The sequence below is a fragment of the Neorhizobium petrolearium genome (assembly GCF_017873175.1).
In the GTDB taxonomy this organism is placed as follows: domain Bacteria; phylum Pseudomonadota; class Alphaproteobacteria; order Rhizobiales; family Rhizobiaceae; genus Neorhizobium; species Neorhizobium petrolearium.
Map to the genome: position 1 here is coordinate 80,668 of NZ_JAGGJW010000017.1, position 22,137 is coordinate 102,804.

Here is a 22,137-nt window from a genome sequence, read left to right on the forward strand (position 1 = left end):
ATGAGCAGCAAACTCAAGGCGGTCATCATCGGCCCCGGCAATATCGGCACCGATCTCCTGATGAAGATGAAGCGTTCCGAATGGGTCGAACCGGTCTGGATGGTCGGCATCGACCCGGCCTCTGAAGGTCTGAAGCGTGCCGTCGACATGGGCGTGAAGGCCTGCGCCACCGGCGTGGACGGCATCCTGGAACACGTCATCGCCGACGACATCCGCGTCGCCTTCGACGCCACCTCTGCCTATGCCCATGCCGAGAATTCGCGCAAGCTGAACGAGCTCGGCGTCATCATGGTAGACCTGACGCCGGCGGCGATCGGTCCGTTCTGCATTCCGCCGGTCAATCTGGCGGATCATGCCAAGAAGCTCGAGATGAACGTCAATATGGTGACCTGCGGCGGCCAGGCGACCATTCCGATGGTCGCAGCCGTGTCGCGTGTGCAGCCCGTCGAATACGGCGAGATTGTCGCTGCGGTGTCGTCGCGCTCGGTCGGTCCGGGCACCCGCAAGAATATCGATGAGTTCACCCGCACGACGGCTTCGGCGATCGAGAAGGTCGGCGGCGCCAAGCGCGGCAAGGCGATCATCATCGTCAATCCGGCCGAGCCGCCGCTTCTCATGCGCGATACCGTGCATGTGCTGACCGAAGGCGAGCCTGACCAGGCAGCCATCACCGAAAGCGTCAAGGCCATGGTAGCCGAGGTGCAGACATACGTGCCCGGCTACAAGCTGGTCAACGGCCCGGTCTTCGACGGCCGGCGCGTGTCGATCTATCTCGAGGTCGAGGGGCTGGGCGACTTCCTGCCGAGATATGCCGGCAATCTCGACATCATGACGGCGGCGGCGCTTCGCACCGCCGAACTGTTCGCGAAAGAGGCGGCCAATGGCGTCGTCAACCTGCCGGCCCGCGGCTGAGGAGAGAAACCATGACTATTGAAGGTCGCAAGATCACCCTTCACGAAATGAGCCTGCGCGACGGCATGCACGCCAAGCGCCACCAGATCTCGATCGACCAGATGATCGCCATCGCATCGGCCGCCGACGAGGCGGGCATGCCGTGGATCGAGGTCACCCATGGCGACGGCCTCGGCGGTGCTTCGGTAAACTATGGTTTCGCCGCACATACGGATGTCGCGTATCTGAGCGCCGTCGTGCCGAAGATGAAGAGCGCCAAGGTGTCCGCCCTGCTGTTGCCCGGCATCGGCACGGTGGACATGCTGAAGGAAGCCATCGACTGCGGCATTTCCGGTGTGCGCGTCGCGACCCACTGCACCGAGGCCGATTGCGCCGAGCAGCACATCACCTATGCCGCCAAGACCGGTCTCGACACGGTCGGCTTTCTGATGATGTCGCACCGCGCCGGGCCGGACAAGCTGGTCGAGCAGGCGCTTCTGATGGAAAGCTACGGCGCCAACTGTGTGTATTGCACCGATTCCGCCGGCCACATGCTGCCCGACGACGTGACGGCGCGCATCTCCGCGATCCGAGCAGCGTTGAAGCCTGAGACAGAGCTCGGCTTCCACGGCCACCACAATCTCGGCATGGGCATCGCGAACTCGGTCGCCGCGGTTGCCGCCGGCGCAAACCGCATCGACGGCGCTATCGCCGGTCTCGGCGCCGGTGCCGGCAATGCCGCGACCGAATTGTTGGTCGCCGTGTTCGAGCGCATGGGGGCCGTGACCGGCGTCGATCTGTTCAAGATCATGGACGTCGCGGAAGATCTCGTCGTGCCGATGATGGACCGGCCGATCCGCGTTGACCGCGGCTCGCTGGTGCTTGGCTATGCCGGCGTCTATTCCTCGTTCCTGCTGTTTGCCGAACGCGCAGAGAAGCGCTACGGCGTTCCCGCGCGCGACCTGCTGCTGGAACTCGGACGTCGTGGCATGGTCGGCGGCCAGGAAGACATGATCGAGGATCTGGCCCTGACGATGTCGCGCGCCGCAAGTAGCTGAACTCCGAATACGGAAGACGCATGGGAAGGGGGCAGGTGGAACCTGCCCGCCGGAATATTGCGGTGGGGCCGGCGTCCATCGCCAACTTCGTTTCGGCGTCATCGTCTCCCCCCTTCCGAAGTTCGGGTGATGCCCAAGCAACTCGCGCATGTCGCTACGCTGGCGACTATCCGCCTGGGCCTTCTCCTGTTTCTGCTCACGATGGTTCGCAAGAGCGAGCTTCAGGACGCGACATGGGATGAAGTGGAATTTGAGAACGCCGCCTGGACAATTGGAAAAAGCGTAAGAAACGCGCGAAGGCGCACAACGTCCACTTGTCACGCCAGATATTGGACATCATCATCGCATTCAAGGGCTGCTCGGGAAACTCGTGCTCCGTTTTACCATCCCGGCTATGAGGCCGATGCGCCGATATCTTCAAGCACGGTCTTTCGATATGCCAGCGGCATTGCCATGAAAAGCTCCTATATCTGCATCGTTCTCGGGCGATATCCCGGTGATGCTGGTGCAGTTTCGATAGGCTCCGTGGGATGTCTTAGCGCTTGGGTCTCCGGATCCGATCCGTGGCGGTTTCGCTTGCCGGTATCAACTGGCTATTGTGGATTGACGACCTTGCTCGCGAGACGGAAAGGACTGGATACGGTTAGCACACGCTGCGCCATGCTTGCTATCCCGATGTCTTTGGGGTCGACCAACTAGCGGCCCAGATCGAGGGCAAGGAAAGTCTGCGCGCTACGACGGTTACACCTCCTGCCTGCTGATCACCCGTGTCGGCAAGGCGATGCTGGTCGAGTTCGACTACAACAACAATCTCACGCCGTCCTTCCCCGGCATCATGGCACCACTTGAGGAGTTGTGGATCTCGTGGCTGATGAAGGAAATCGCCTTGAAGCCCACCTACAATGCCATGCTGCGCGGCCGCGCCTGCAGGAGGAAGCCATGAAGGATTTGACGTTCGGGACGATGACCGCGGTGTTCGAGGAGATCTTCGGGCGCACGCTGTTCTGGGTGATGGTCGCCGTCGCGGCGCTCGTCACGCTCGCCTATCTCTATGTGTCGATCCGCGACCGGCGAGTGTCGTGGAAGAAGTTTGAGCTTCGCTAATCCGCTTGACGCGAGCCCGGTCGGACCGGAAGGCGACGAAATTACTTCCATTAAGTCGCGGTGATGAGCCGCGAATTAATCGAGCCACCGGACCTCGCGTTCCAGGCCCGGTAACTCCAATGCAGTCCAGCGTCAGTCGCGGCTCGCTACAAGCCGCAGCTTCGGCTTGTCTGCCCCCTTGGTAACATTTTCGGGTGGCGCAAGGCCATGCATTTGAGCAAATTCAATTGGATCCGTTCGAAGCGCGTGAGCCAGTTCCTCGAGGGAATAGCCGAGTTCTTCCATATGAAGATCGATAAGCTGTCTACTGAGCTTCCCTGATTCCGGCTGGATATCAAATTCTTTAGGCTCTCGTGTCCTGTACCCATACATACTCATCTGCTTGTACAACCGTGTCGCGCTCTCATCTGGGATTACCCCGAGCGTCTTCGCTCTGTAGATCAAGGCAGACATAGCGACCCGCCATTTTTGCTTTAGTGGCCCCAGCTTCGGAATTGAAAGCCCACGCTTTAGATCTGCCAGGATCCCCGAGCGTGGCATAAGCAGTTCCGCAGCGAACTCATTCGCCTCTTTCTCCATCGCTTCATACGGATAGGGATGAAGCACAACGTGTCCATATTCATGGGCCAAGCTAAAGCGTTTTCGATCAACAGGTCGGTTCTGATTGAGTACAATGACCGGCTTCATTCCCGCCGGCCGAAGCGTAACGCCATCGATGTCGGCCTCACCGAAGTCGCCTTCGACAACGAGGATGCCCGTTGATTCAACATAACGGACCAAGTTGCCGATTGGAGTATCCCCCAACTGCCAGGAAGCGCGCACATGAAGGGCCGCCATGCTGGCCGAGGTGACTGCGCTGGCGTGCTCACTCACACTCGAATGGCTATCAACGACCTCAAATTGGAGAAGCGGATACTCGGGTTCCAAATCGATCGCGTCGAGCAGCCTGCGGAACTGGAATACGAAATGGTTGGCGAGCGCAATGACAGCATGTTGATCCTTAGCGGAAACGGCGGCCTTTTTTCGAAAAGCTGCCCCGTGAAGGCTCATTGGTGTTCTGTATAGCAGCTCCTGCTCGTAGAAAAAGCTTACCGGGAATCCCAAAAAGCGCGCAATCGATTGGATTTCTTCCAACGAAAGCACGTCTCGAGTGCCGTTTTCGATGCGAGAAATTGCTGCTTGAGCAACCCCGGTTCCAGTGGCCAATTCCTTTTGGGTCTTTCCGCGTCTGTTACGAGCTAGAAGCAGCATCTCCCCGTTTATCGGTTTTGCCGCCATGGTTGAACTCGTCCCCTTTTTCCTTCTTCAACGACAACTTGGTTCCGCGCGGCCCATCTATAGGACCTGTCTCCAACGCGCCAGCGGCTTTACCGGGCAATTCGCGGTGGATCTCAATCTTCCGTTGATCGACCTTATCGGCAAACTTCAAAAATGCCCGGGCGACCGAAGCGCCGGTGCCACTGAGATGACAGGCAATGAAAAACAGAAGGTCGGATGGTGCCTCCACCTCGAAGCCGGGAAGGGTGGGCTCGCTTTCAATATCGTAAGCGGCGAATTGATGCGCAGCTTTCGAGGTGCCGCCCCGCGGCCCGGCAAGATGAAGCTCAAAGCAGACAGTGAAGACTTTCCCGTCAATAATGAGTTCACCGAATATCTTATTGCTCTGACCATTTTCGCAATAGTTGATGCTCAGTCCGCGATCGTTGAGCTTGGCCGCAGCCGCGGCCTCCATCATCGCCCCGTTAAGTACCGATCCGGTGGCCCTTGGGTCACCCAAGCTCACATGCCGGACCTTCGCGAAATCGGCCAAGGTGCCTTCCAGCTCGCTAATTAGCGCCCAAATTGGAGCTTCGAAGCGTTCTCGAGCAGCAAGTAGTGCGTTGTCTCTGTTCAAGTGCGAATCGCCTTCTACCATTTGACACTCTCCATATATCGTCGTTGCAGCATCATGTCAAAATATTCAAAAAAATATTCAGGTGATGAATATTTTTGTTAATCCGTTCTCTGGAGAGGGCTCGACGGCTATTTCATGAAGATTCGCTGTCCACACCAAGCGCGGTTCATCGTCCATGGAATCCGCGCTCATCTGGTATCCTGGTGGTATTCCGGCGCTGGAATGGATCGGCTCAATGTTGATGAGCGCGAAGAAGGGTGGAGAGGAAAACTAAGCCGCGCGGATGTTTTAATCAGCGCCTAGTGGGTAGATGATTGTGCGGCCCTCAAGGCGCGCAGATGGTGGTGTCTACTTCAATCGCTCAGACGGCAATTGCATTTAGTCGCGCTCCCGCGCTCGGCCGACCGATCCGAACTAACACGACAATCCGATTATGTTGGCGAACGACGCACTCTTCGGCTAAGCTATGGTTTGGTAGCAATCATCGCTGTGACATTTTCAACTTTGTCCAGCCAGTCCGCAGCCGTCACATCGGTCCAGGCAACGATGGATCTGACCCGGTCGTACTCATCCTGAATGTTACGCCGGAAGATCGGCTCATGATGGGCGATGCGGTTGCGCAGATCACGGATTTTTCCAAGCTTGTCGAAGCCTTCCCCGCGAAGCTGCTGAACGGTTTTCGCGGAATCGGCGTTAGGGAAAACCGTCATGAATTGCTGGTTCCAGACGGCGGCGTCATGGCTCTTGGTGAACATTCGTTCCCAAAACACGAACTTGAGTTCTGCCACAATTTTCCCGGATGTCGGCAATTTGCTCAGTCCGATCAGGTCCCGGCGAGGGCTATAGCCAAATTGAGGGTTTCGAAGGCTGATCTCAAAGCCTTTTTCCCACGGCCAGTTTGCTCCGTACGTGTTCTCGATCGCCGCAACTATTGAATTGCGGACGCTCACTTCGCATATCTGGAGCGGAACAAAAAAAGCGGCCGACAATTCCATGTTCCAGCGGTAGAGCTCTAGGGCCGCTTCCTTGTCGCTGGCCTTCTCCGCCAGATAGGTTGCGAATCTCGGCGCTGACAAAACCGCAGGAAGGCTGTGAATTTCTTCTGGAGTGAACGGCATCTTCTTATTCCTTATAGAGTTGCCGACACGTTCATTGACAGCGACGGTTGGTTTGGACTATGTTATTTATCGAAAGGCGCGTGAGGTCGCGGGGTAACACCACCCTCATCGTCATACGATACAAGGGAACGGCCCGCCATTGGCGGGCTTTTCTCGTTTTTGGAACCGCTCATCCCGTTGCCTCAGCGTTTGCTGGGACGATACCGTCGTTCTCAGGCACAGCAGAGCCGGCTTCAGCCGCTGCCTTGGCCGCTTCAGCTTGTGCCTTGTTGTATTCGTCCAAAGCCTGCATGTACTCGCGAAAGCCTTCGATCTCGCCGTAAGCTCCGATCTCAATGATGCGGTCGATGAAGCGCGCATAAAGCCCGGGCTGAATTTTGCCTTGCCGTTGAAGGTACTCGACCGCGACGTTCGGGTTTATGAGCATCACGTAATGGAAATCTCCAGACGGTCCGTTCTTGCAGGCAATAAACCAGAGGTCCCGCAACGCCTTCATGCGCTTGCGCCATGTGTCGACCGCTCGCTCTCCCGTGAAGCCGGCTTCAGCGGCAAAAGTGGCAGGGTTTTCGATCGTGACGAACGGGAAATCCGGAGCTCGTGCCCAAAGACCAAACAGAGTGTGGCCGGCAGGGCTGCCCTTCGTCTGTGAGTCGATGATCTGCATGGCGATCGGCAGTGTCCTGGCGACAGTGGTGAAGCCGTCGTTGGTTTTGCGATGCCACAAAAAGGTCGCCGGTGTTCCAGGGAAGTGCAGCTCCAGCTGTTGCTGCGCCCGTTCCGCCATCTTCAGCCGTTTGACCGACGCCTGCCTGCCATTTGGCATTTCCATCACCCTTACTGTTCATCTCTTGGACTCACAATGTCCGAACGGTCCGAGATCGGCAATGAGGGATTGCGCTCCTCAAATAGCGCTTTCTAAATAGGCCAGTCGGGCCTCCATGCGCCTGGGAATCGCTCAATTCGCGCGGCGAAATCCGATCAGTTGCGCGATTTGGCGCAAGGAAATTCGAAAAATACTGAAAAATCAGACGCTTGTATCCGCCTCGAGGTACTCCACGTATTCCCGTGCTGTCGTGATCCCGTCCTCCCGGTACTCCTGGGATTCTTAAAGGGCGCAAAACGGCCACTCGCTTGGCGTTGATCAGCATAAAAATGCAAGATCGATTGTCAGATCTTCAATCATTCCACTCGCTGCGCCGGCTCGGAGGCCGGGTATCTGCCGTTCGCCATGGTTTGCCTCCTCGCTCGCCGCGTCGCTTCTCTTTGCCGTCCTTGCCGACGGCTACGACTGTGACAGCATCGACATTCCGATACTTCTGGGTGCTGTCCCATTCCCAGTCGAAGCTGACGGTCTCTCCCTTGAAGACAAACTTGCCAGACCAGGCGGCTAGAAATGAATAATTTTCGCCACCAATCGTCAACACATGCTGATGCCAAGCCTTCTTGTTGCCACCACGGCTCGGTGGTCGCGACTTGTCTTTGAGATAGACGCCGTAGTTTTCGACTTCGGCTTTTTCAATTCTCACCCTGTTGTCCTTCCCCACGATCTGTCTGGCGGCGATCATCTTATCAAATCGCCACGGCCTTGCTTGATCAAGAAGGCCTTCATGGCCTCAGATAGCGGAGGTTCGACGTCGAAATCCCCAAAGCGATGGCGAAACCGCTGCCATTCCCGCCTCAGCGAGCCCGACCTGCGTGCATCCGGGCATAGCCAGATCCAATCGAGCCGCCATGGGCGGTCCGCATTCCCCAGCTGCGGCCGGAATGCGCAGGCCCCGATAATCCTGCCTATCCCGTCCGAAAACAGAAAGCCGATTGCGTCCGGATCGTCTTCGATGGACCACTGCAAGAAATCGTACCCGAACTCGCGTCGGAACAGCCGGGCGCGTTCGTAGACTTCCTTCCGCTTCCAGCCTGGCGCGTCGGCGCCGACCCAGCAAGCGTCAGTATCGCGGACCAGAGCATCGATCAGCTTGCGATGCGGCTTGGGGTCGTTCACAACAGACCAACGACGATGGGCCCTGCGATGTTCGCGCTCGTCGGTCGGAGAGCCTTTCATATAGGTCAGGCCGCAGCCTGGGCATTCGACAGATTGAGTCGCGGGAGGTTTCCGGTACCTCGGCGCGTGGACGGAAAGCGACAGTGCCACGCCTGCGTCGTCTGTCCGATATTCGATCCTATAGGTAACCGGTGTCCTGCCCCCACATTGGCAGCCGCCGCCTGATCTGTGATCGACATTCCATGGATGAGCGAGAAGGAGTTTCTCCATGGAGCATACGTTGGAGGTTCTCACAACGCGGCGGAGCAGGCGTGAGGCGCATCGCCAATGGCCTGATGAGGTCAAGGCACGGATAGTGTCCGAGAGCTTACGTCCGGGCGTAACGGTTAATGAAGTCGCGCGGCGCTACGGGCTGAAGGCCAATCACTTGTCTTCCTGGCGCACGCTGGCGCGGCAAGGCAAGTTGGTGTTGCCAGAGCCGGAAGACGCGGTCGAGTTTGCGGCAATGGTAATCGACACGCCATTGCCGGAGCCGCCGACGGTAAAGGCTGCCACGCGCCCCGAGATTGTCATAGGTCCCGTCACCATTCGTCTGGAGGAAGGAGCGTCTGCGTCCCGGATCGCGGCCGTCGCTCGCGCCTTGGCGGTGGCAACATGATCTTTCCCTCGAACCGCGTGCGGATCATGGTGGCGACCAAACCCGTGGATTTCCGCAAGGGACATGACGGGTTGGCGGCGCTGGTAAAGAACGAGCTGCACAAGGACCCGTTCACCGGAACGGTCTTTGTATTCCGCTCACGCAAGGCGGACCGTTTGAAGCTGATCTACTGGGATGGCTCCGGGATCGTCATGGCCTACAAAAGGCTGGAAGAGCACACCTTCACTTGGCCAGGCATCAAGGATGGATTGATGACTCTCACTCACGCCCAGTTCGAAGCTTTGTTCGCAGGCCTCGATTGGCGGCGGGTTCATGCCGTCCAGACTAGAGCGCCGGAAGTCATCGAATAGCTGCGGCACGATGACTCAGCACCGCAAATTGCAGAGGCAAATCGGCTCCGGATTTGATAGCTTCCGGCTATGCTTGATGCCGCAGACCTTCCCGATGATGTTGCCGCCCTGAAGGCGATGCTGATCGCGGCGCAGGCCCGGGAGATGGCCAGGGACGTCGCGATAGCCAGCAAAGACGAGCATATCGCCCGCAAAGATGAGCGCATCGAGCGGCTTGAGAAGCTGGTCGCAGCGTTCAAGCAGGCAGCCTTCGGACGCAAATCCGAGAAGACCAATCCTGACCAATTCGACCTGGCGCTCGAAGACCTGGAAACGGCCATGGCCGTGATCCATGCCGAGGATGAGGCGGACACTCCTGCAGGAAACAGGATTGCCAAGCCACGCGCGATCAATCGCGGCTCCCTTCCAAAGCATCTTCCGCGTCTCGAAGAGGTGATCGAACCGGACAGCCTAATCTGCGCCTGCGGCGGTTGCCTGCATTACATTGGCGAGGATGTCTCCGAACGGCTGGACGTGGTCCCCGCCCAGTTCCGCGTCCTCGTCACCCGTCGCCCCAAATATGCCTGTCGTGCCTGCACTGACGGTGTCGTTCAAGCTCCGGCACCAGCACGGCTGATCCAGGCTGGGCTGCCGACGGAAGCGACCGTCGCCCATGTGCTGGTCTCCAAGTATGCCGATCACCTTCCGCTTTACCGTCAGGCCCAGATTATGATGTCGCTTGGCAGATAAACGTGAGAATGCGGCTGTTTCGGCCAGGTTTGGCATTTAAAGGTGAGAATCCGAGCGACCGGATTCTCACATTAACTGCAATCGCGTCAACACGAACGCCCTGTATTCTTTGAATTTAATGCGCCGTCGTGGGTAAATTCTACGCCGTTACGCTGCTGCGCCCGGTTCTCACATTAAATGCCAAAGACCCATCTTGAATCTCAATTTAACTGTACATTCTCAAACTATGTGTACAGCTAACCTTCTGAAATCGTTGACAGGCGATTCTCACGATTAACTGCAAAGCGACACTGGCAGTTTGGCCGAGGCAAGGGAGAGAGTCTCGTCGAACTCTTCGACCGATTTCGCGCCGAAGACCACGCTCGAAACCGCCGGATGACGCGCTGGAAACTGAAGCGCTGCAGCGGCAAGCGGCACATCGTGCTTTCTGCAGATTTCTTCAAGCGCCTCGACCTGCCGGAGCACTGGCGGCGTCGCCGGCCGCATGTCGTAGAACGCGTTCTCTCTTGCGCCGGTGGCGAGAATTCCAGAGTTGAACGGCGATGCTGCGATCCAGGCGATGTCATTTGCCTGACAAAACGAGAGCAGTGGCTGGCTCGCGACACGCAGAAGCGAGTACTCACCTGCCGGCATCACCACGTCGAGTTCGACGCTCTCCGCGAGTTCGAGGCAGGCGCGCCAATCCATCGCGGCAACACCGATCGCACCGACAACTCCTTCGTCCTTGAGCCGCCTCAATTCCGGATATGCGCCAGTTCGCGCAGCCTTGACGAGATCATCATAATCCGCACCGCAGATCCGATGATCCAGATCATGAATGAAAACGGCGTCGAGACGCTCGACACCCAACCGTGCCAAGCTCCGTTCCACCGATCGCCGCGTCGTGTCGGCCGAGTAATCGAAGAAGCTGTTCTTGTTTTGCGGATCAATGCTCGAACCGGTGTGGTTTTGGTATCGCCCGAGCTTCGTGGTCACGCGGAGCTCGTTACGCGAAAAGCCTTTGAGGGCGTCGCCCAGTCTTCGCTCGCTCTCACCGCCGAGATAAAAGGCTGACGTGTCGAAATACCGGATCCCGGCTGCCCAGGCTGCGCGAACAGTCTCGATAAAGGCGGTTTCACCCCCAGCGTTCGCCAAGCTTCCGGCACCAATACCCAGCGTCGGGAAAATCACAGGCGCATTCATCAAACCGGTCTCCTCTTGATATCGGACACTTCAAGAAACTTACGCAACGCCGCGCCGGCGACCTGGCCCTGCTCGCGAAAATCAAGTCCGCGCAGGGTCCTGCTGGGAGCTTCGACGCTCAGCGGCATCCCGGCCGGGAGCGCGTCGACCAGCGCGGCGAGAGGAAATTCTCCTTGTCCGGGCAGCAGTCGGTTTTCCCTGGCCTCGGTTCGCCGGTCCTCGAGCGACGCCGGCGCCACGATAGGACCGTCGCATATCTGCATGTAGGCGAAGAGCGCCGGATCATATGCGGAAATGTCTGCCGGCGCGGCGCCGGAGCGAAAGAACTGCAGGGCGTCAATCAGCAGTCGGCCATTCGGAGCACCGACATCGGTCACCACAGCCGCCGCCTTGTCGAGCGAACCAACACTGCAATAGGTGATGAATTCGAGTGCTACGATCAGGTTCAGCGGCTCGGCCATCGCGCAGATCGCCGCGAAATTCGCCCGGAGCCTGGCCGCGTCGTTATCGTTGCCGACGACGAGCACGTGGCTCGCGCCAAGTCGGGCGCCAGCTTCGAGCGCCGGCCTGAGTCGGGGCACCTCTGTGTCGGGGCTTATCCAGATCGCTTCTATGTCGAGGAGCTTGACGCCGGTCTCGCGAAGTTTGTTTTCGATGGCTCCGATGCCGCCCGGCTCGTTAAGGACGTCGACCAAGGGATCGCCCGGTCTTGGAGCGACCAGGCGGATGCCGCAATGGCTGAACCCGCCTGCGGCCGCCGCCTCGATGAGGTCTCGCGGATGGGCGTAGATCATCGTTAGGTGATGAAGAGAGTGGATGGTCACCGATATACGTTCCGATGTTCGACGAAAGGCGCTCAGGAAGAGCAGTTTGGCTGGATTGGCTGCAACTCCTTAGTTTCATATGTAGAACGAATTCACAAGTGCGTTTTCTTGGTTGCTGCATTTTGGCAGGTCAAATTCGAACCGAGCCGCCGACATGCGCAGAGTGGTTGGATCAACGTAGCTCGGACAATAGCAGTTCACGAAATCTCTGGCCTGCCAGACTGATCGTCCCGAGCGGTGTGACCAGCGCCAAAGTCAGAGGCGCCAGGGTTGGGAACCCGTCTTTTGGCTCCAATGCTCTGAGCTGACTCGGTGGGCTTGCCGTATCGAAGACGGGCAAGGCTGTCACGGCGTGACCTCCGCGGACGGCAGCTTCAATCGTCAGGGAAGAATCGGTGACCAGGACCGGCTCCCACTTTAGCCCCTTCTGGTCGAGCGCCTGGGTCATTTGCGACGCAATCGGTCCGTCAAGGCTCTGCATCACCAACGGGACGGGTGTGTGTTGGGACGGATCGGCGTCTTGGCCCGTGTACCATTTCACTTCGATGTCGCGGATGGGGCCAGAACAAGAGCAGTGCGATATCGTACGCGGCCTTTATCAACCAAAGACAGCAATATCCTTGTGATACACCGCTTTCCGTGCGATTCTGCGGTCCGCTCCGGAGGTGACGATTATGTCTGAAATGATAGTGGCAACGCTTTCCAATATTCGAACAGTTGAAGACATGATTGCCGCATTCCGAAACGAAGAGCATTGCCGTCGTTTGCTGGAGAGCATGGTGTGGCCGAATGGCAGGATCTGTCCGGCCTGTGGTTACAAACACTCGATCGCGATAGCTGGCCGAGACGTAGGCAAGCGCCGTGCGCGTCCCGGTCTCTATCAATGCTCCAGCAGTGATTGCCGTTTCCAATTCACGGTGACAACGCACACACCTCTGCATGCCACGAAACTTCCCTTGCGCACATGGCTCAAGGCGATGTGGCTGTTGCTGCAATCGGACAAAGGCTTGTCCTCGATCCGTCTCGCCGAGACACTCGGGGTGAGCCAACCGACCGCCTGGCGGATCGGTCATGCGCTCCGCCTCATGGTGGCGCGCGAGCACATGCTCGATGGCACGGTGGAAGTCGACCATTTCTATCTTGGTGGAAGGCCAAGAAAGCAACCTGATGGGCCGCCACCGGGGCGAGGCCGCCAGGGGCAGGCAAAAACGGAAAAGACGCCGGTCGTGGGAATCGTGCAGCGACCGGCAGACGTCACTCCCGGATCAAAAGCGGGTGATGCCCGCGCCGCTGTCGTGACCGGCCTTTCATTGCGTGCTGCCGTGAACGCAATGACAACACAAGTTGAGCTGCATGCGCACTTGATGAGTGACGAGGCTAAGGCGTTCGTGGCTGTAGGCGAAAGCTTTGCCGCACATGAGACGGTCAACCACTCCAGTCGCGAATATGTCCGGGATTCCGTCCACGTCAATTCAGTCGAAGGGTTCAACGCTCGAGTTCGCCGAACCATCGCAGGTGTTTTTCATCACATCAGCCCAGAACTTGCAGACCTTTATTTTCATGAAATCGGCTTCCGTTGGTCCCAGCGTATTGTCACCGGTCAAGCCGTGCGAAAGAGCAGAAGCGGCAAGGAAAGCATGAAAACCCTTTGGTCACGGGTGCCGCCGGCGCTGCAGTTACTCCAGGTGTTCCGTGCTGCCACTGGCCGCCAAATGCGCCGAAGCCACCACGGCGGCATCACTATCAAATCCGCCGTGGCTGTCTTTGGTTGATAAAGGCCGCGTACGATTTCGGACTGCTCTTGTTCTGACCCCATACTGCGCAGGAAGATTTGCGTGGCCGAATGATTTGATCGGTTCCGCTGCCAAAAAGTCCCTCACACACAAGCGCGGGCGCGGTGCGTTGACGTTTGCAGCTGTCATCGCACCGTCAACCTGATCCCGCTCCGCGTCTCATCCTGGTCGCCGCGCTGCAGGCAAACCCTTAGGTCAAAAGGGCGCGGATAATGAGGCCGACGATTGCGACCGTGCTAACACCCGCCAGCCACAGAGCGACGAACCATGCGGTCTTGCGGATAGTGTCGTTCATCAGTGGTATCCCTCCTCGGGGTCAATTTTGCCGCGGAAGACCCAATAGGCGTAAGCCGTGTAAGCCAGGATCATCGGCACGAGAATGACCGCGCCGACGAGCAGGAACTTCAGCGAGCTTTCCGGTGCCGCGGCCTCCTTGATCGTGAGCACGCCGGGGATCATGTACGGATAGAAGCTGACCCCGAGGCCTGCGAAACTCAAAACGAAGAGACCGAGCGCTGCCAGGAAGGGCTGCACGTGCTTGTCATGGGTGAGCCCATGCCAGAGCACAAATGCGCAAAGTGCCAGCAGCAACGGCACGAAGGACGAGAAGAAGGCCGTCGGCCACCCGAACCAGCGCTCGAAGTACATCTCGTTGATGAACGGCGTCCAGAGCGACACGACGCCGATCAGCGCCAGAAGCGCGAGGCTGAGGGGCCGCGCCAAATTGGCAGAGCGCGCCTGGATGTCGCCGCTTGTCTTCAGATTGAGCCAGGTGACGCCAAGCAGCGCATAGCCCACAAGGACGGCTACTCCGGTCAGGATCGAGAACGGAGTGAGCCAGTCCCACCAGCCGCCGGCATATTGCCGGCCCTCGACGGCGATGCCTTGGACGAGCGCTCCCAGAGCTATCCCCTGCATGAGGGCTGCGACAGATGATCCGATCCAGAAGCCGAAGTCCCACAGGTGGGACTCGTGGTGGGTGCGCCAACGGAACTCGAAGGCGACTCCCCGGAAGATCAAGCTGACCAGCATCAGGATGATCGGCATGTAAAGCGCTGGAAGAATGATGGCATAGGCAAGCGGAAACACGGCCATGAGACCGCCACCGCCGAGCACCAGCCACGTCTCGTTGCCGTCCCAGACCGGCGCGATGGAGTTCGTCATCACGTCTCTATCGCGCCGGCTGCTGAAGAACGGGAAGACGATGCCAATTCCGAGATCGAAGCCGTCGAGGACGACATAGGCAAGGACGGCAAAAGCGATGATGCCCGCCCAGACGAAAGAGAGGTCAATGGCCATGATGTCCTCCAAGTGGGTGTTCTTGGGTGACGCAGGGCGTGACACCTGCCGTCCTGATGGGCCCGGCATCAAGTTCTTGATCGCTATCCAGAGGCGTCGGCGGCCTGCGCATGAGCTTTATGAGGTAGTAGACTCCAACGCCGAAGACGATGAAGTAGACGGCGATGAATATGAGAAGCGACGTTCCGACGGCGGGAGCGGAGACGGGAGAAAGGCTGTCGGCGGTCCTGAGGTGCCCGTAGACCGTCCATGGCTGGCGACCGACCTCGGTCGTGTACCATCCGGCAAGCACCGCCACGAATCCGGATCCCCCCATCCAGACGGAAGCGCGATGAAGCCACGGCGTGTCGTATAGCTTTCCCTTCCACCGCGCCCAAAGAGACCACAAGCCGATCCCGAGCATCAGCAATCCCAGAGCGACCATGATCCGGAAGGTGACGAAAGGCATCAGCGCCGGAGGACGCTGGTCACGCGGCCATTCCTTCAGCCCCTTTATCTCGCCGTCGAGCTCGTGTTTCAGGATCAGTGAACCCAGCTTTGGAATCTCCACGGCGTAACGCGTGGTCTCCGCCTCGTCGTCCGGAATGCCGAACAGGACGAGCGGCGCGCCGTCCGTGTGCGTCTCGTAGTGTCCTTCCATGGCAGCGATCTTCGCGGGCTGATGCTCAAGCGTATTCAGGCCATGCAGGTCGCCGACGAATATCTGGATCGGGGTCACGATAGCCGCCATCCACATCGCCATCGAAAACATGATCCGCGCCTGACGGTTCTGCCGATCCTTCAGGAGGTGCCAAGCCCCGACAGCACCGACGGCAAAGGCCGTGGTGAGGAAGGCCGCCAGAACCGTGTGGGTCATCCGGTATGGAAACGACGGGTTGAAGATGATCTGCCACCAATCTTCGGGAATGAAAACGCCGTTGGAATCGACGCTGAACCCGGCAGGTGTGTGCATCCAGCTGTTCGCCGAAGTGATCCACGTGGCCGAGACCAATGTGCCTATCGCTACCATGGCGACGGCCACCATGTGGGCGGCGTTGCCCACACGCTTGCGGCCGAACAGGGCGATCCCGAGGAAGCCCGCCTCCAGGAAGAAAGCGGTAAGGACCTCGTAGCCGACCAGCGGACCGATGACGGGTCCCGCCTTGTCGGAAAACGACGACCAGTTGGTGCCGAACTGATAGCTCATGACGATGCCGGAAACGACGCCCATGGCGAATGTCACGGCGAAGATTGTCTTCCAATACTCGAAAAGCTTGAAATAGGCTTCGTCACGGCTCCAGAGCCAGAGCCCGTTCAGAACGGCCAGGTAACTCGCGGTACCAATTGAAAAGGCCGGGAAGAGAAAATGAAACGAGACGGTAAAAGCGAACTGTATTCGCGCCAGAATCTCGGCTTCGAGACCTAGAAAGGTCATGACGGCTCCATGGCGCAGGCTTCGGCTCGGTTTGCCGGAGCCTGACTTCATAACATAAAATCGTGCATAGTGCCCATCGGCACTACGCCATAAAGTAGGCGCGCCTTGATACTAGCCAAGACCTTCCTATGCCACACGTCTCAATGCCACGCCCATTGTCGGGCCAGATCGTAGAGTTGCCACTTGTCTTTACCGGCTGCTGGAGGTTGAGGGCATAGCGTTGGTTTCCCGCAGACGCGCGGCCTTTGCCAACCAAAGACAGCTACGGCAGATTTGATGGTGATGCCTCCGTCATGGCAGCGACGCATTCGCCGGCCGGTAGCACCGCGGAACACCTGCTGCAATTGTAATGCAGGAGGGACGCGTGACCAGAGATTTTTCGTAAATTTCCTGCCGTTTCTGCTCTTTCACAACACGTGGCCGGCGACAGCGCGCTACGCCCATCGGAACCCGATGTCGTGAAAATATAGATCGGCAAGTTGCGGGCTGATGTGATGAAAAACGCCTGTCGCTTTGCACTTACACGCAAGAATGCGGCGGTTTGGCAGAACGTGGGCATTTAATTATGAGAATGAAGGCGTCCAAATTTTCAAATTAACTGCATCTGCGGGAGTGTTTTGCGGGATGCGTTGATGAAGAACGGCATTGCTTCCCCGTCGAAACGATGCCGATGCAATCCAAACGTGGACTGACGCAGCATATCAAGCATTTCTGCTCCTCCAGAATGCACCATCGCGACACCGGCCAGGAGGGCAGGGCGCAAATGCAACGGCAAAACCGGGTTTTGCGGCGTTGGAAAGCTGGTGCATATTTCGGCAAGGAGGTCATCGAGTTCCGGAATGATTTCCCCAGCACCCTGAACTCCACAGTTCGTCCTCGCCTGGAAACGGAAGTACTGCGCTCCGTATGAGTTGCAGACGTACAATTCCGGCTGGCGATGCCCAGGTCTTTAAGCCATGTTCGGCTTCATCGGTGAGCAGCTTTTCGCCGCGCAGAGCCGCAACGCGATATTGCTGGAAAAGGGAAGGGACTTCGCGTCCGTCGGCATCCCGGAACTGGTTTCCGCAGAATGGGCATGTAGCGCGTCACCCCAGAAGCTGGCTTCGCAGGATCGGCGCCGGTTCCGTATGTTCCGGGATGCACCCCGTGCAGACCTGCGTTGGCCAAGCGGCGATGAGGCGGCGCGATGATTGCGCGACATTTGTGAAGGTCACTTTCGGTAGATAATGAGGCTGATGAGATAGGGTCTGATATTCTCCAGGACCCGTTTCGATGCGACTGGCGCGATGCGCACTTCGCAGAATTCCGAGATTTTCCGTTGAAAATGACGTGAGCAATATCTTGTTTTGGCAAGCTAATATTCCTTCTCGACCCCGATGCCGAGGGCGAGCGGAAATAGGAGCTGTCGTTTAACAAAGGAAGTATCGGATAACTCGGAGTGCCACAGGGGCGAACTGTCGGATCAACCTTGTGTCCGAAAAACCGGGAGCAGGCCAAAAATACGATACTTCTATGAAGATCGCCTAGGGAATTCCTGGCTACTTTCGAGACGGCAAAACGGAGCGTTTGTTGATGCCCTGACCGAAAGGCAGTTCTGGCCCATCGTTCTCGATTCCACATTGTCCTCGTCTGCCGCTGGGTCTCGTGGCGAGAGCGTTTAGATGTATTCGAATTTCGACGATCTTGCTCCGCGGATTCTTGGCTTAGGGACCGATGGATCGGTGCGGCGCTTCCTTCGCGATTCCAAGAATCGTGGGGCACCTCCTTGTTTTATTGGACCAGCAATATTCCCACGCTGCTTCGCCAGTCTAATGTTCATGCTTTTTGGCCAATTCCAAGAGCTTCTCTTCTTCTCGCTGAATGAGTTCCTTGAGTTTGGCCCGCTGATCTGGATTGGTCTCGTCGGCAAGTCGCGCTCGAAAATGCTCGATCGTTTTAAGGATGGCGTAGTGGCGCATAATTTTCGATCTCGCTAATTGAGGTTTAGCCCATCCGCTGCCGCTCATATTGACAGATGTCAATTCTCTGCAAGTAGGCGCCCTGGCCGTTTGTGGCAAGGCACGAGCTAGTATTCTTATCGAAGTCAACCATTCCGTGAGCCTTCGCCCAAGCTTCGCCATTGGCGGGAGCGAGGTTCGGCAGGAATAATTGCCGAGCGGTGGCTCTCTCCGACGGGGCCGCATTCCGGGCAGGCTCACGGTGGTAAGTCCGTGGCGCCGCCGATTACACACATGAGCGGGTCGCACGGACCCAGGCACTGCGGGGTGCAGTCTGTCGAGCGCGAGTCTGAGTAAGCCCGCAGGGATGGTTGACAAATCGGCGTATTAAGGGGGCACTTGGCGCGTGCGAGTGCGGACGATGGAGCTCTAGCGGCGCAGCCATGCACAGCCTGCGTCGCTCGCCGGTTACCAATTGTTACACAATCGAACCATGTTTCACGCCAACAGCATTCGGCTGTTACCGGTCTGGCGCAAGTTTGCACCATCGACTGTACGGAGACTGCATCATGTTCATGGCCAATCCTTATAATACTGTTCATACTCATAAACCGACGCCGCATGCGAATGGAGCCAGTTGCCTCGACCGTCTTTTCGTCAAACAGCCTGTCGAACATTTAGCCTCTGGCCAATCGCTTTTCTTCGAAGGCGACGACGCAAAGCACGTCTTTCAAGTCGTTGAGGGAACACTTCGAGTTTTCCGGATCATTTCCGGCGGACGGCGTGTCATTACCGGGTTTCTGGACGCTGGAGATATTGTCGGAGTGTCGTTGCGCGGTCGTTATCTCTACAGCGCCGAAGCGATAACTCCGTCTGTTGTCAAAAGGTTGGCGCGCCGACAATTCGATGCCGCCGTTGCATCCGACGAAGGGCTGCGTCCTGTCATCTTCGCTCGCGTTTGCGACGAAATGGCTGCGGCGCAAGATCAAATGGTACTGTTATCGAGCAAGAGCGCGGAGGAACGTCTGTGCACCTTCCTCGTCAAGTATCTGAGGCGAAACACGGTGCCCGGATGCACGATCATTGAGCTGCCAATGACCCGGCTTGATATTGCCGACTATCTGGGCCTCACGATCGAGACCGTCTCTCGGACCGTTACGAAACTGGCCAACAAAGGAATTCTTGGTTTCGAAAATCCTGGCCTCCGCCATACGATCAGAATCGAGCGGCCCGGCATGTTGGCTCAACTTACTGGCGATGGCGATGATCATGAAGACCTGCCCGGCGACTTGCTCGCTCTCCGTGAACCACGCCGCCATTAGGTCTGGGTCACTCACAGGCGAGGCGAAGCCGGGAGGACGTGCTGCACCCAACGATGAGATCCTTCAACCCGACGAGGCTATGCCGTCAGTAGTTCCGGTGATTGCCTCGCAACCCAGGCGGAAATGTCCCAGGCTGACGAAGCAGAGGTTTTTCGCTTTCGGTCGTCGAGCCGATTCCCCTTTCCCTGGATCCATCATCAACGAAGCGAACGGGACGGTGACGAACATGGCAAAAGACCGAAACGAGCGTACCGAGGAGGAACTGGACCTGCGGTCGATCCTGGATACGGTTCCCGAGGCGATGGTCGTCATTGACGAAATCGGTATCATCACGTCTTTCAGCGCCGCAGCGGAGCAGCTTTTCGGATATTCGGCGAATGAAGTTTGTGGTCACAACGTCAAGATGCTGATGCCGTCGCCGGACCGGGAGGCTCATGATGGCTATCTTACGCGATATCTGACGACAGGCGAGCGTCGCATCATCGGGTACGGTCGCGTGGTTACCGGTCAGCGGAAAGACAGATCCGTGTTTCCCATGGAGCTTGCGGTGGGCGAGGCGATCACCAATGGCAAGCGCATCTTCACCGGCTTCATCCGCGACCTCACCAGCCGCCACAAGATCGAGGAAGAACTGAGGCAATCGCAGAAGATGGAGGCGATCGGCCAGCTCACCGGCGGGCTGGCACACGACTTCAACAATCTGCTGACCGTCATTGGCGGCAATCTCGAAATGATCGAGAACAGGCTCTCGGACGAGAAACTACTGGCCCTGCTTCATGAAGCGCAGGATGCCGCCGGGGACGGCGCCAAGCTGACCGGCCAGCTTCTGGCCTTCGGGCGCCGCCAGCCCCTCAATCCGAAGCTGGTGGATGTCGGGCAGTTGGTAACCGGTTTCTCCGATCTTTTAAGACGCTCGCTCGGCGAGACGATCGAATTCCGTACTGTCGTCACGGGAGCTTCCAATGAGGCGCTCGTCGATGCGTCGCAGCTCCAGAACGCGCTTCTTAACCTTGCCCTCAATGCCCGCGATGCCATGCCGCGCGGCGGCAAACTGACGATCGACATCTCAAGGGTCAAGCTGGACGTCGATTATGCCCAGATGTATCCGCATATGCGCACCGGCGACTATGTGCTGATCTCGGTGACGGACACAGGCACGGGCATGACGCCGGAGGTGAAGGAAAAGGCCTTCGAACCGTTCTTCACCACCAAGGGTGTCGGTTCCGGAACCGGCCTTGGCCTTTCCATGGTCTATGGTTTCGCCAAGCAGTCCGGCGGCAATATCCAGCTCTACAGCGAGCCGGGGCAGGGCACCAGTGTCAGGCTCTTCCTGCCGGCGGCGCAAAAGGAGGATGCGAAGATGTCCGCGGAAGTGGCGACTGCTTCAAGGGCGGCGGCGATTCCCGGCGGTACGGAGAAAATCCTGGTCGTGGAGGATGATCCCAGGGTGCGGCGTGTGGCGGTCTCACGCCTGATCGATTTCGGCTATCAGGTTGTCGAGGCGGCAAATGGCGTGGAGGCGCTCGACCGGCTCGCCCAGAACGACGATATCGCGCTGCTGTTTACCGACATCGTCATGCCGGGCGGCATGACAGGCGACGAACTGGCGGCGGAAGTCCGTGCGAGGCGTCCGAATATCAGGGTGCTGTTCACGTCGGGTTATGCCGAGCCGGCGATCGCCGGACGCGAACTTGCCCAATCGGGAAGCTGGCTCAAGAAGCCCTACACGGCACGAGAGCTTGCGGTCGAGCTTCGCGATATCTTGAATTGACCGACTTCGCTTCTGCGTCAATAACAAACGTCGCCGATAGCACGTACGATCGTCGCTTCGATCTTTTGCGATGAGAAGGGTTCCGCTGGTGCTCATAGGGGCGCCGCGACGATGGTTGCGTTCGGCGGTGAATTCGCGTTGTTAAAAGCTCCTTCGCCAACCCCGGCATGAGAACCGACCAGTGGAGAAGCCAGCGGCTGGATTAACCTAGCGTCTGACTTTAGCCTTGGGAACGAGGAGTTTTTTGGTTCTGCTAGCATTGGCGCCCGGCCCGGCTGCAATCTGGCGATGATAATCTTCAGTTTCTTCATAAAGTCGAGTTTACTTCTCGCAAGCTTGCTCTAGGTCAAATCGACGTCACTGGGCGCAGCATGGAGGATTGATTGGTCAATTTTTCCACCGAGCAACTGAAGGATGGGGCGCCAAAATCCCGCAGGCGCGCTGAACTTTTAACATTTGTCATCCTGGCCTTTGGCATCTGGCCTATCGTCGCCGTTGGCGTGGTCGGCGGATACGGCTTCCTGGTCTGGATGTACCAGATCATCAGCGGCCCTCCCGGTCCCCCCGGTCATTGAGGCTCGTCATGCAGGATCGTTGCCTCACCCGATACCGTATCCTGCCAGACAGGATAACGTCAGACACGGGCGCCCGACCTCGAGGTTTTGGCCCCCGTTCGTTCCATGCAGACACGGGATTCGGCGTCCTGGCCGAACGATGTCCTGCCGAGGTTATCGGCGCCTGGCCGGCGCGCGGTGACCTCCTCCTTCCGGAAAACGACAACGAAGCCGTCGCCG

General features: G+C 58.1%; 22 protein-coding genes and 4 pseudogenes. 14 read left to right on the forward strand and 12 right to left on the reverse strand.

Annotation, left to right across the window (positions count from 1 at the left end):
- The 5 genes and pseudogenes from J2046_RS27525 to J2046_RS27540 all read left to right on the forward strand — a co-directional run bounded on the left by J2046_RS27525 (position 1) and on the right by J2046_RS27540 (position 3,053).
- Positions 1-912, forward strand: coding sequence for an acetaldehyde dehydrogenase (acetylating) (locus J2046_RS27525; RefSeq protein ID WP_210057232.1), 912 nt, complete (start codon positions 1-3; stop codon positions 910-912).
- 11 nt (positions 913-923) lie between these two features.
- Entirely contained in the window at positions 924-1,949 is a 1,026-nt protein-coding gene (gene dmpG / locus J2046_RS27530) for a 4-hydroxy-2-oxovalerate aldolase (protein ID WP_210057233.1), read from the forward strand.
- Positions 1,950-2,011: 62 nt separating this feature from the next.
- Positions 2,012-2,384, forward strand: a pseudogene (locus J2046_RS33985) (tyrosine-type recombinase/integrase); the annotation flags it as partial.
- A 251-nt stretch (positions 2,385-2,635) separates the two neighbouring features.
- Positions 2,636-2,892, forward strand: a pseudogene (locus J2046_RS27535) (pyridine nucleotide-disulfide oxidoreductase); the annotation flags it as partial.
- A complete protein-coding gene (locus J2046_RS27540; RefSeq protein ID WP_210057235.1) occupies positions 2,889-3,053 on the forward strand; it encodes a DUF5368 family protein in 165 nt (54 codons plus the stop codon). The pseudogene J2046_RS27535 and the gene J2046_RS27540, both read left to right, overlap by 4 nt.
- Before the next feature lie 132 nt (positions 3,054-3,185).
- On the opposite strand, the gene J2046_RS27545 is transcribed toward J2046_RS27540, so the two are convergent.
- The 6 genes from J2046_RS27545 to J2046_RS27570 all read right to left on the reverse strand — a co-directional run bounded on the left by J2046_RS27545 (position 3,186) and on the right by J2046_RS27570 (position 8,214).
- Positions 3,186-4,331: an XRE family transcriptional regulator gene (locus J2046_RS27545; protein WP_210057237.1), complete on the reverse strand. Its 1,146-nt coding sequence runs from the start codon at positions 4,329-4,331 to the stop codon at positions 3,186-3,188.
- The gene (locus J2046_RS27550; protein ID WP_210057239.1) at positions 4,285-4,968 is read right to left on the reverse strand and encodes a hypothetical protein; all 684 of its coding nucleotides are present in this window, start codon (positions 4,966-4,968) and stop codon (positions 4,285-4,287) included. Before J2046_RS27550 ends, J2046_RS27545 begins: the two co-directional genes overlap by 47 nt.
- Before the next feature lie 443 nt (positions 4,969-5,411).
- Positions 5,412-6,065, reverse strand: a complete 654-nt coding sequence (locus J2046_RS27555; RefSeq protein ID WP_210057241.1) for a hypothetical protein — start codon at positions 6,063-6,065, stop codon at positions 5,412-5,414.
- A 169-nt stretch (positions 6,066-6,234) separates the two neighbouring features.
- Positions 6,235-6,894, reverse strand: a complete 660-nt coding sequence (locus J2046_RS27560) for a hypothetical protein (RefSeq protein ID WP_210057243.1) — start codon at positions 6,892-6,894, stop codon at positions 6,235-6,237.
- Between the two features lie 346 nt (positions 6,895-7,240).
- A complete protein-coding gene (locus J2046_RS27565) occupies positions 7,241-7,630 on the reverse strand; it encodes a hypothetical protein (protein WP_210057245.1) in 390 nt (129 codons plus the stop codon).
- Entirely contained in the window at positions 7,627-8,214 is a 588-nt protein-coding gene (locus J2046_RS27570; protein WP_210057247.1) for a hypothetical protein, read from the reverse strand. Before J2046_RS27570 ends, J2046_RS27565 begins: the two co-directional genes overlap by 4 nt.
- Before the next feature lie 118 nt (positions 8,215-8,332).
- Here J2046_RS27570 and tnpA point away from each other — a divergent pair, with 118 nt between their 5' ends.
- The 3 genes and pseudogenes from tnpA to J2046_RS27585 form a co-directional block, all read left to right on the forward strand.
- The gene (gene tnpA / locus J2046_RS27575) at positions 8,333-8,722 is read left to right on the forward strand and encodes an IS66-like element accessory protein TnpA (RefSeq protein WP_210057249.1); all 390 of its coding nucleotides are present in this window, start codon (positions 8,333-8,335) and stop codon (positions 8,720-8,722) included.
- Complete coding sequence (gene tnpB / locus J2046_RS27580) at positions 8,719-9,072, forward strand: IS66 family insertion sequence element accessory protein TnpB (protein ID WP_210057251.1); 354 nt, start codon at positions 8,719-8,721, stop codon at positions 9,070-9,072. Before tnpA ends, tnpB begins: the two co-directional genes overlap by 4 nt.
- Before the next feature lie 69 nt (positions 9,073-9,141).
- Positions 9,142-9,795 (forward strand): annotated as a pseudogene (locus J2046_RS27585) (transposase domain-containing protein); the annotation flags it as partial.
- 279 nt (positions 9,796-10,074) lie between these two features.
- Here J2046_RS27585 and J2046_RS27590 read toward each other — a convergent pair.
- The 3 genes from J2046_RS27590 to J2046_RS34400 form a co-directional block, all read right to left on the reverse strand.
- Entirely contained in the window at positions 10,075-10,983 is a 909-nt protein-coding gene (locus J2046_RS27590; RefSeq protein WP_210057252.1) for an aldo/keto reductase, read from the reverse strand.
- The gene (locus J2046_RS27595; protein WP_210057254.1) at positions 10,983-11,807 is read right to left on the reverse strand and encodes a sugar phosphate isomerase/epimerase family protein; all 825 of its coding nucleotides are present in this window, start codon (positions 11,805-11,807) and stop codon (positions 10,983-10,985) included. Before J2046_RS27595 ends, J2046_RS27590 begins: the two co-directional genes overlap by 1 nt.
- 172 nt (positions 11,808-11,979) lie before the next feature.
- A complete protein-coding gene (locus J2046_RS34400; protein WP_210057255.1) occupies positions 11,980-12,348 on the reverse strand; it encodes a LysR substrate-binding domain-containing protein in 369 nt (122 codons plus the stop codon).
- A gap of 133 nt (positions 12,349-12,481) precedes the next feature.
- Here J2046_RS34400 and J2046_RS27605 point away from each other — a divergent pair, with 133 nt between their 5' ends.
- On the forward strand, positions 12,482-13,579 hold the full coding sequence (locus J2046_RS27605; RefSeq protein WP_210057257.1) for an IS1595 family transposase: 1,098 nt from the start codon (positions 12,482-12,484) through the stop codon (positions 13,577-13,579).
- 315 nt (positions 13,580-13,894) lie between these two features.
- On the opposite strand, the gene cydB is transcribed toward J2046_RS27605, so the two are convergent.
- The 3 genes and pseudogenes from cydB to J2046_RS27620 all read right to left on the reverse strand — a co-directional run.
- On the reverse strand, positions 13,895-14,899 hold the full coding sequence (gene cydB, locus J2046_RS27610; protein ID WP_210057259.1) for a cytochrome d ubiquinol oxidase subunit II: 1,005 nt from the start codon (positions 14,897-14,899) through the stop codon (positions 13,895-13,897).
- The gene (locus tag J2046_RS27615) at positions 14,889-16,313 is read right to left on the reverse strand and encodes a cytochrome ubiquinol oxidase subunit I (protein WP_210057261.1); all 1,425 of its coding nucleotides are present in this window, start codon (positions 16,311-16,313) and stop codon (positions 14,889-14,891) included. Before J2046_RS27615 ends, cydB begins: the two co-directional genes overlap by 11 nt.
- A gap of 251 nt (positions 16,314-16,564) precedes the next feature.
- Positions 16,565-16,819, reverse strand: a pseudogene (locus J2046_RS27620) (IS1595 family transposase); the annotation flags it as partial.
- A gap of 450 nt (positions 16,820-17,269) precedes the next feature.
- Here J2046_RS27620 and J2046_RS27625 point away from each other — a divergent pair.
- The 5 genes from J2046_RS27625 to napE all read left to right on the forward strand — a co-directional run bounded on the left by J2046_RS27625 (position 17,270) and on the right by napE (position 21,918).
- Positions 17,270-17,503 carry a hypothetical protein gene (locus tag J2046_RS27625; RefSeq protein WP_210057263.1) on the forward strand — a complete coding sequence of 78 codons (234 nt, stop codon included), beginning with the start codon at positions 17,270-17,272 and terminating at the stop codon, positions 17,501-17,503.
- A gap of 471 nt (positions 17,504-17,974) precedes the next feature.
- The gene (locus J2046_RS27630) at positions 17,975-18,289 is read left to right on the forward strand and encodes a hypothetical protein (RefSeq protein ID WP_210057265.1); all 315 of its coding nucleotides are present in this window, start codon (positions 17,975-17,977) and stop codon (positions 18,287-18,289) included.
- Positions 18,290-18,819: 530 nt separating this feature from the next.
- Positions 18,820-19,572: a cyclic nucleotide-binding domain-containing protein gene (locus J2046_RS27635; protein WP_407722198.1), complete on the forward strand. Its 753-nt coding sequence runs from the start codon at positions 18,820-18,822 to the stop codon at positions 19,570-19,572.
- 226 nt (positions 19,573-19,798) lie between these two features.
- The gene (locus tag J2046_RS27640) at positions 19,799-21,343 is read left to right on the forward strand and encodes a PAS domain-containing sensor histidine kinase (protein WP_227705914.1); all 1,545 of its coding nucleotides are present in this window, start codon (positions 19,799-19,801) and stop codon (positions 21,341-21,343) included.
- 407 nt (positions 21,344-21,750) lie between these two features.
- On the forward strand, positions 21,751-21,918 hold the full coding sequence (napE, locus tag J2046_RS27645; protein ID WP_037146038.1) for a periplasmic nitrate reductase, NapE protein: 168 nt from the start codon (positions 21,751-21,753) through the stop codon (positions 21,916-21,918).
- The last annotated feature ends 219 nt before the right edge of the window (positions 21,919-22,137 follow it).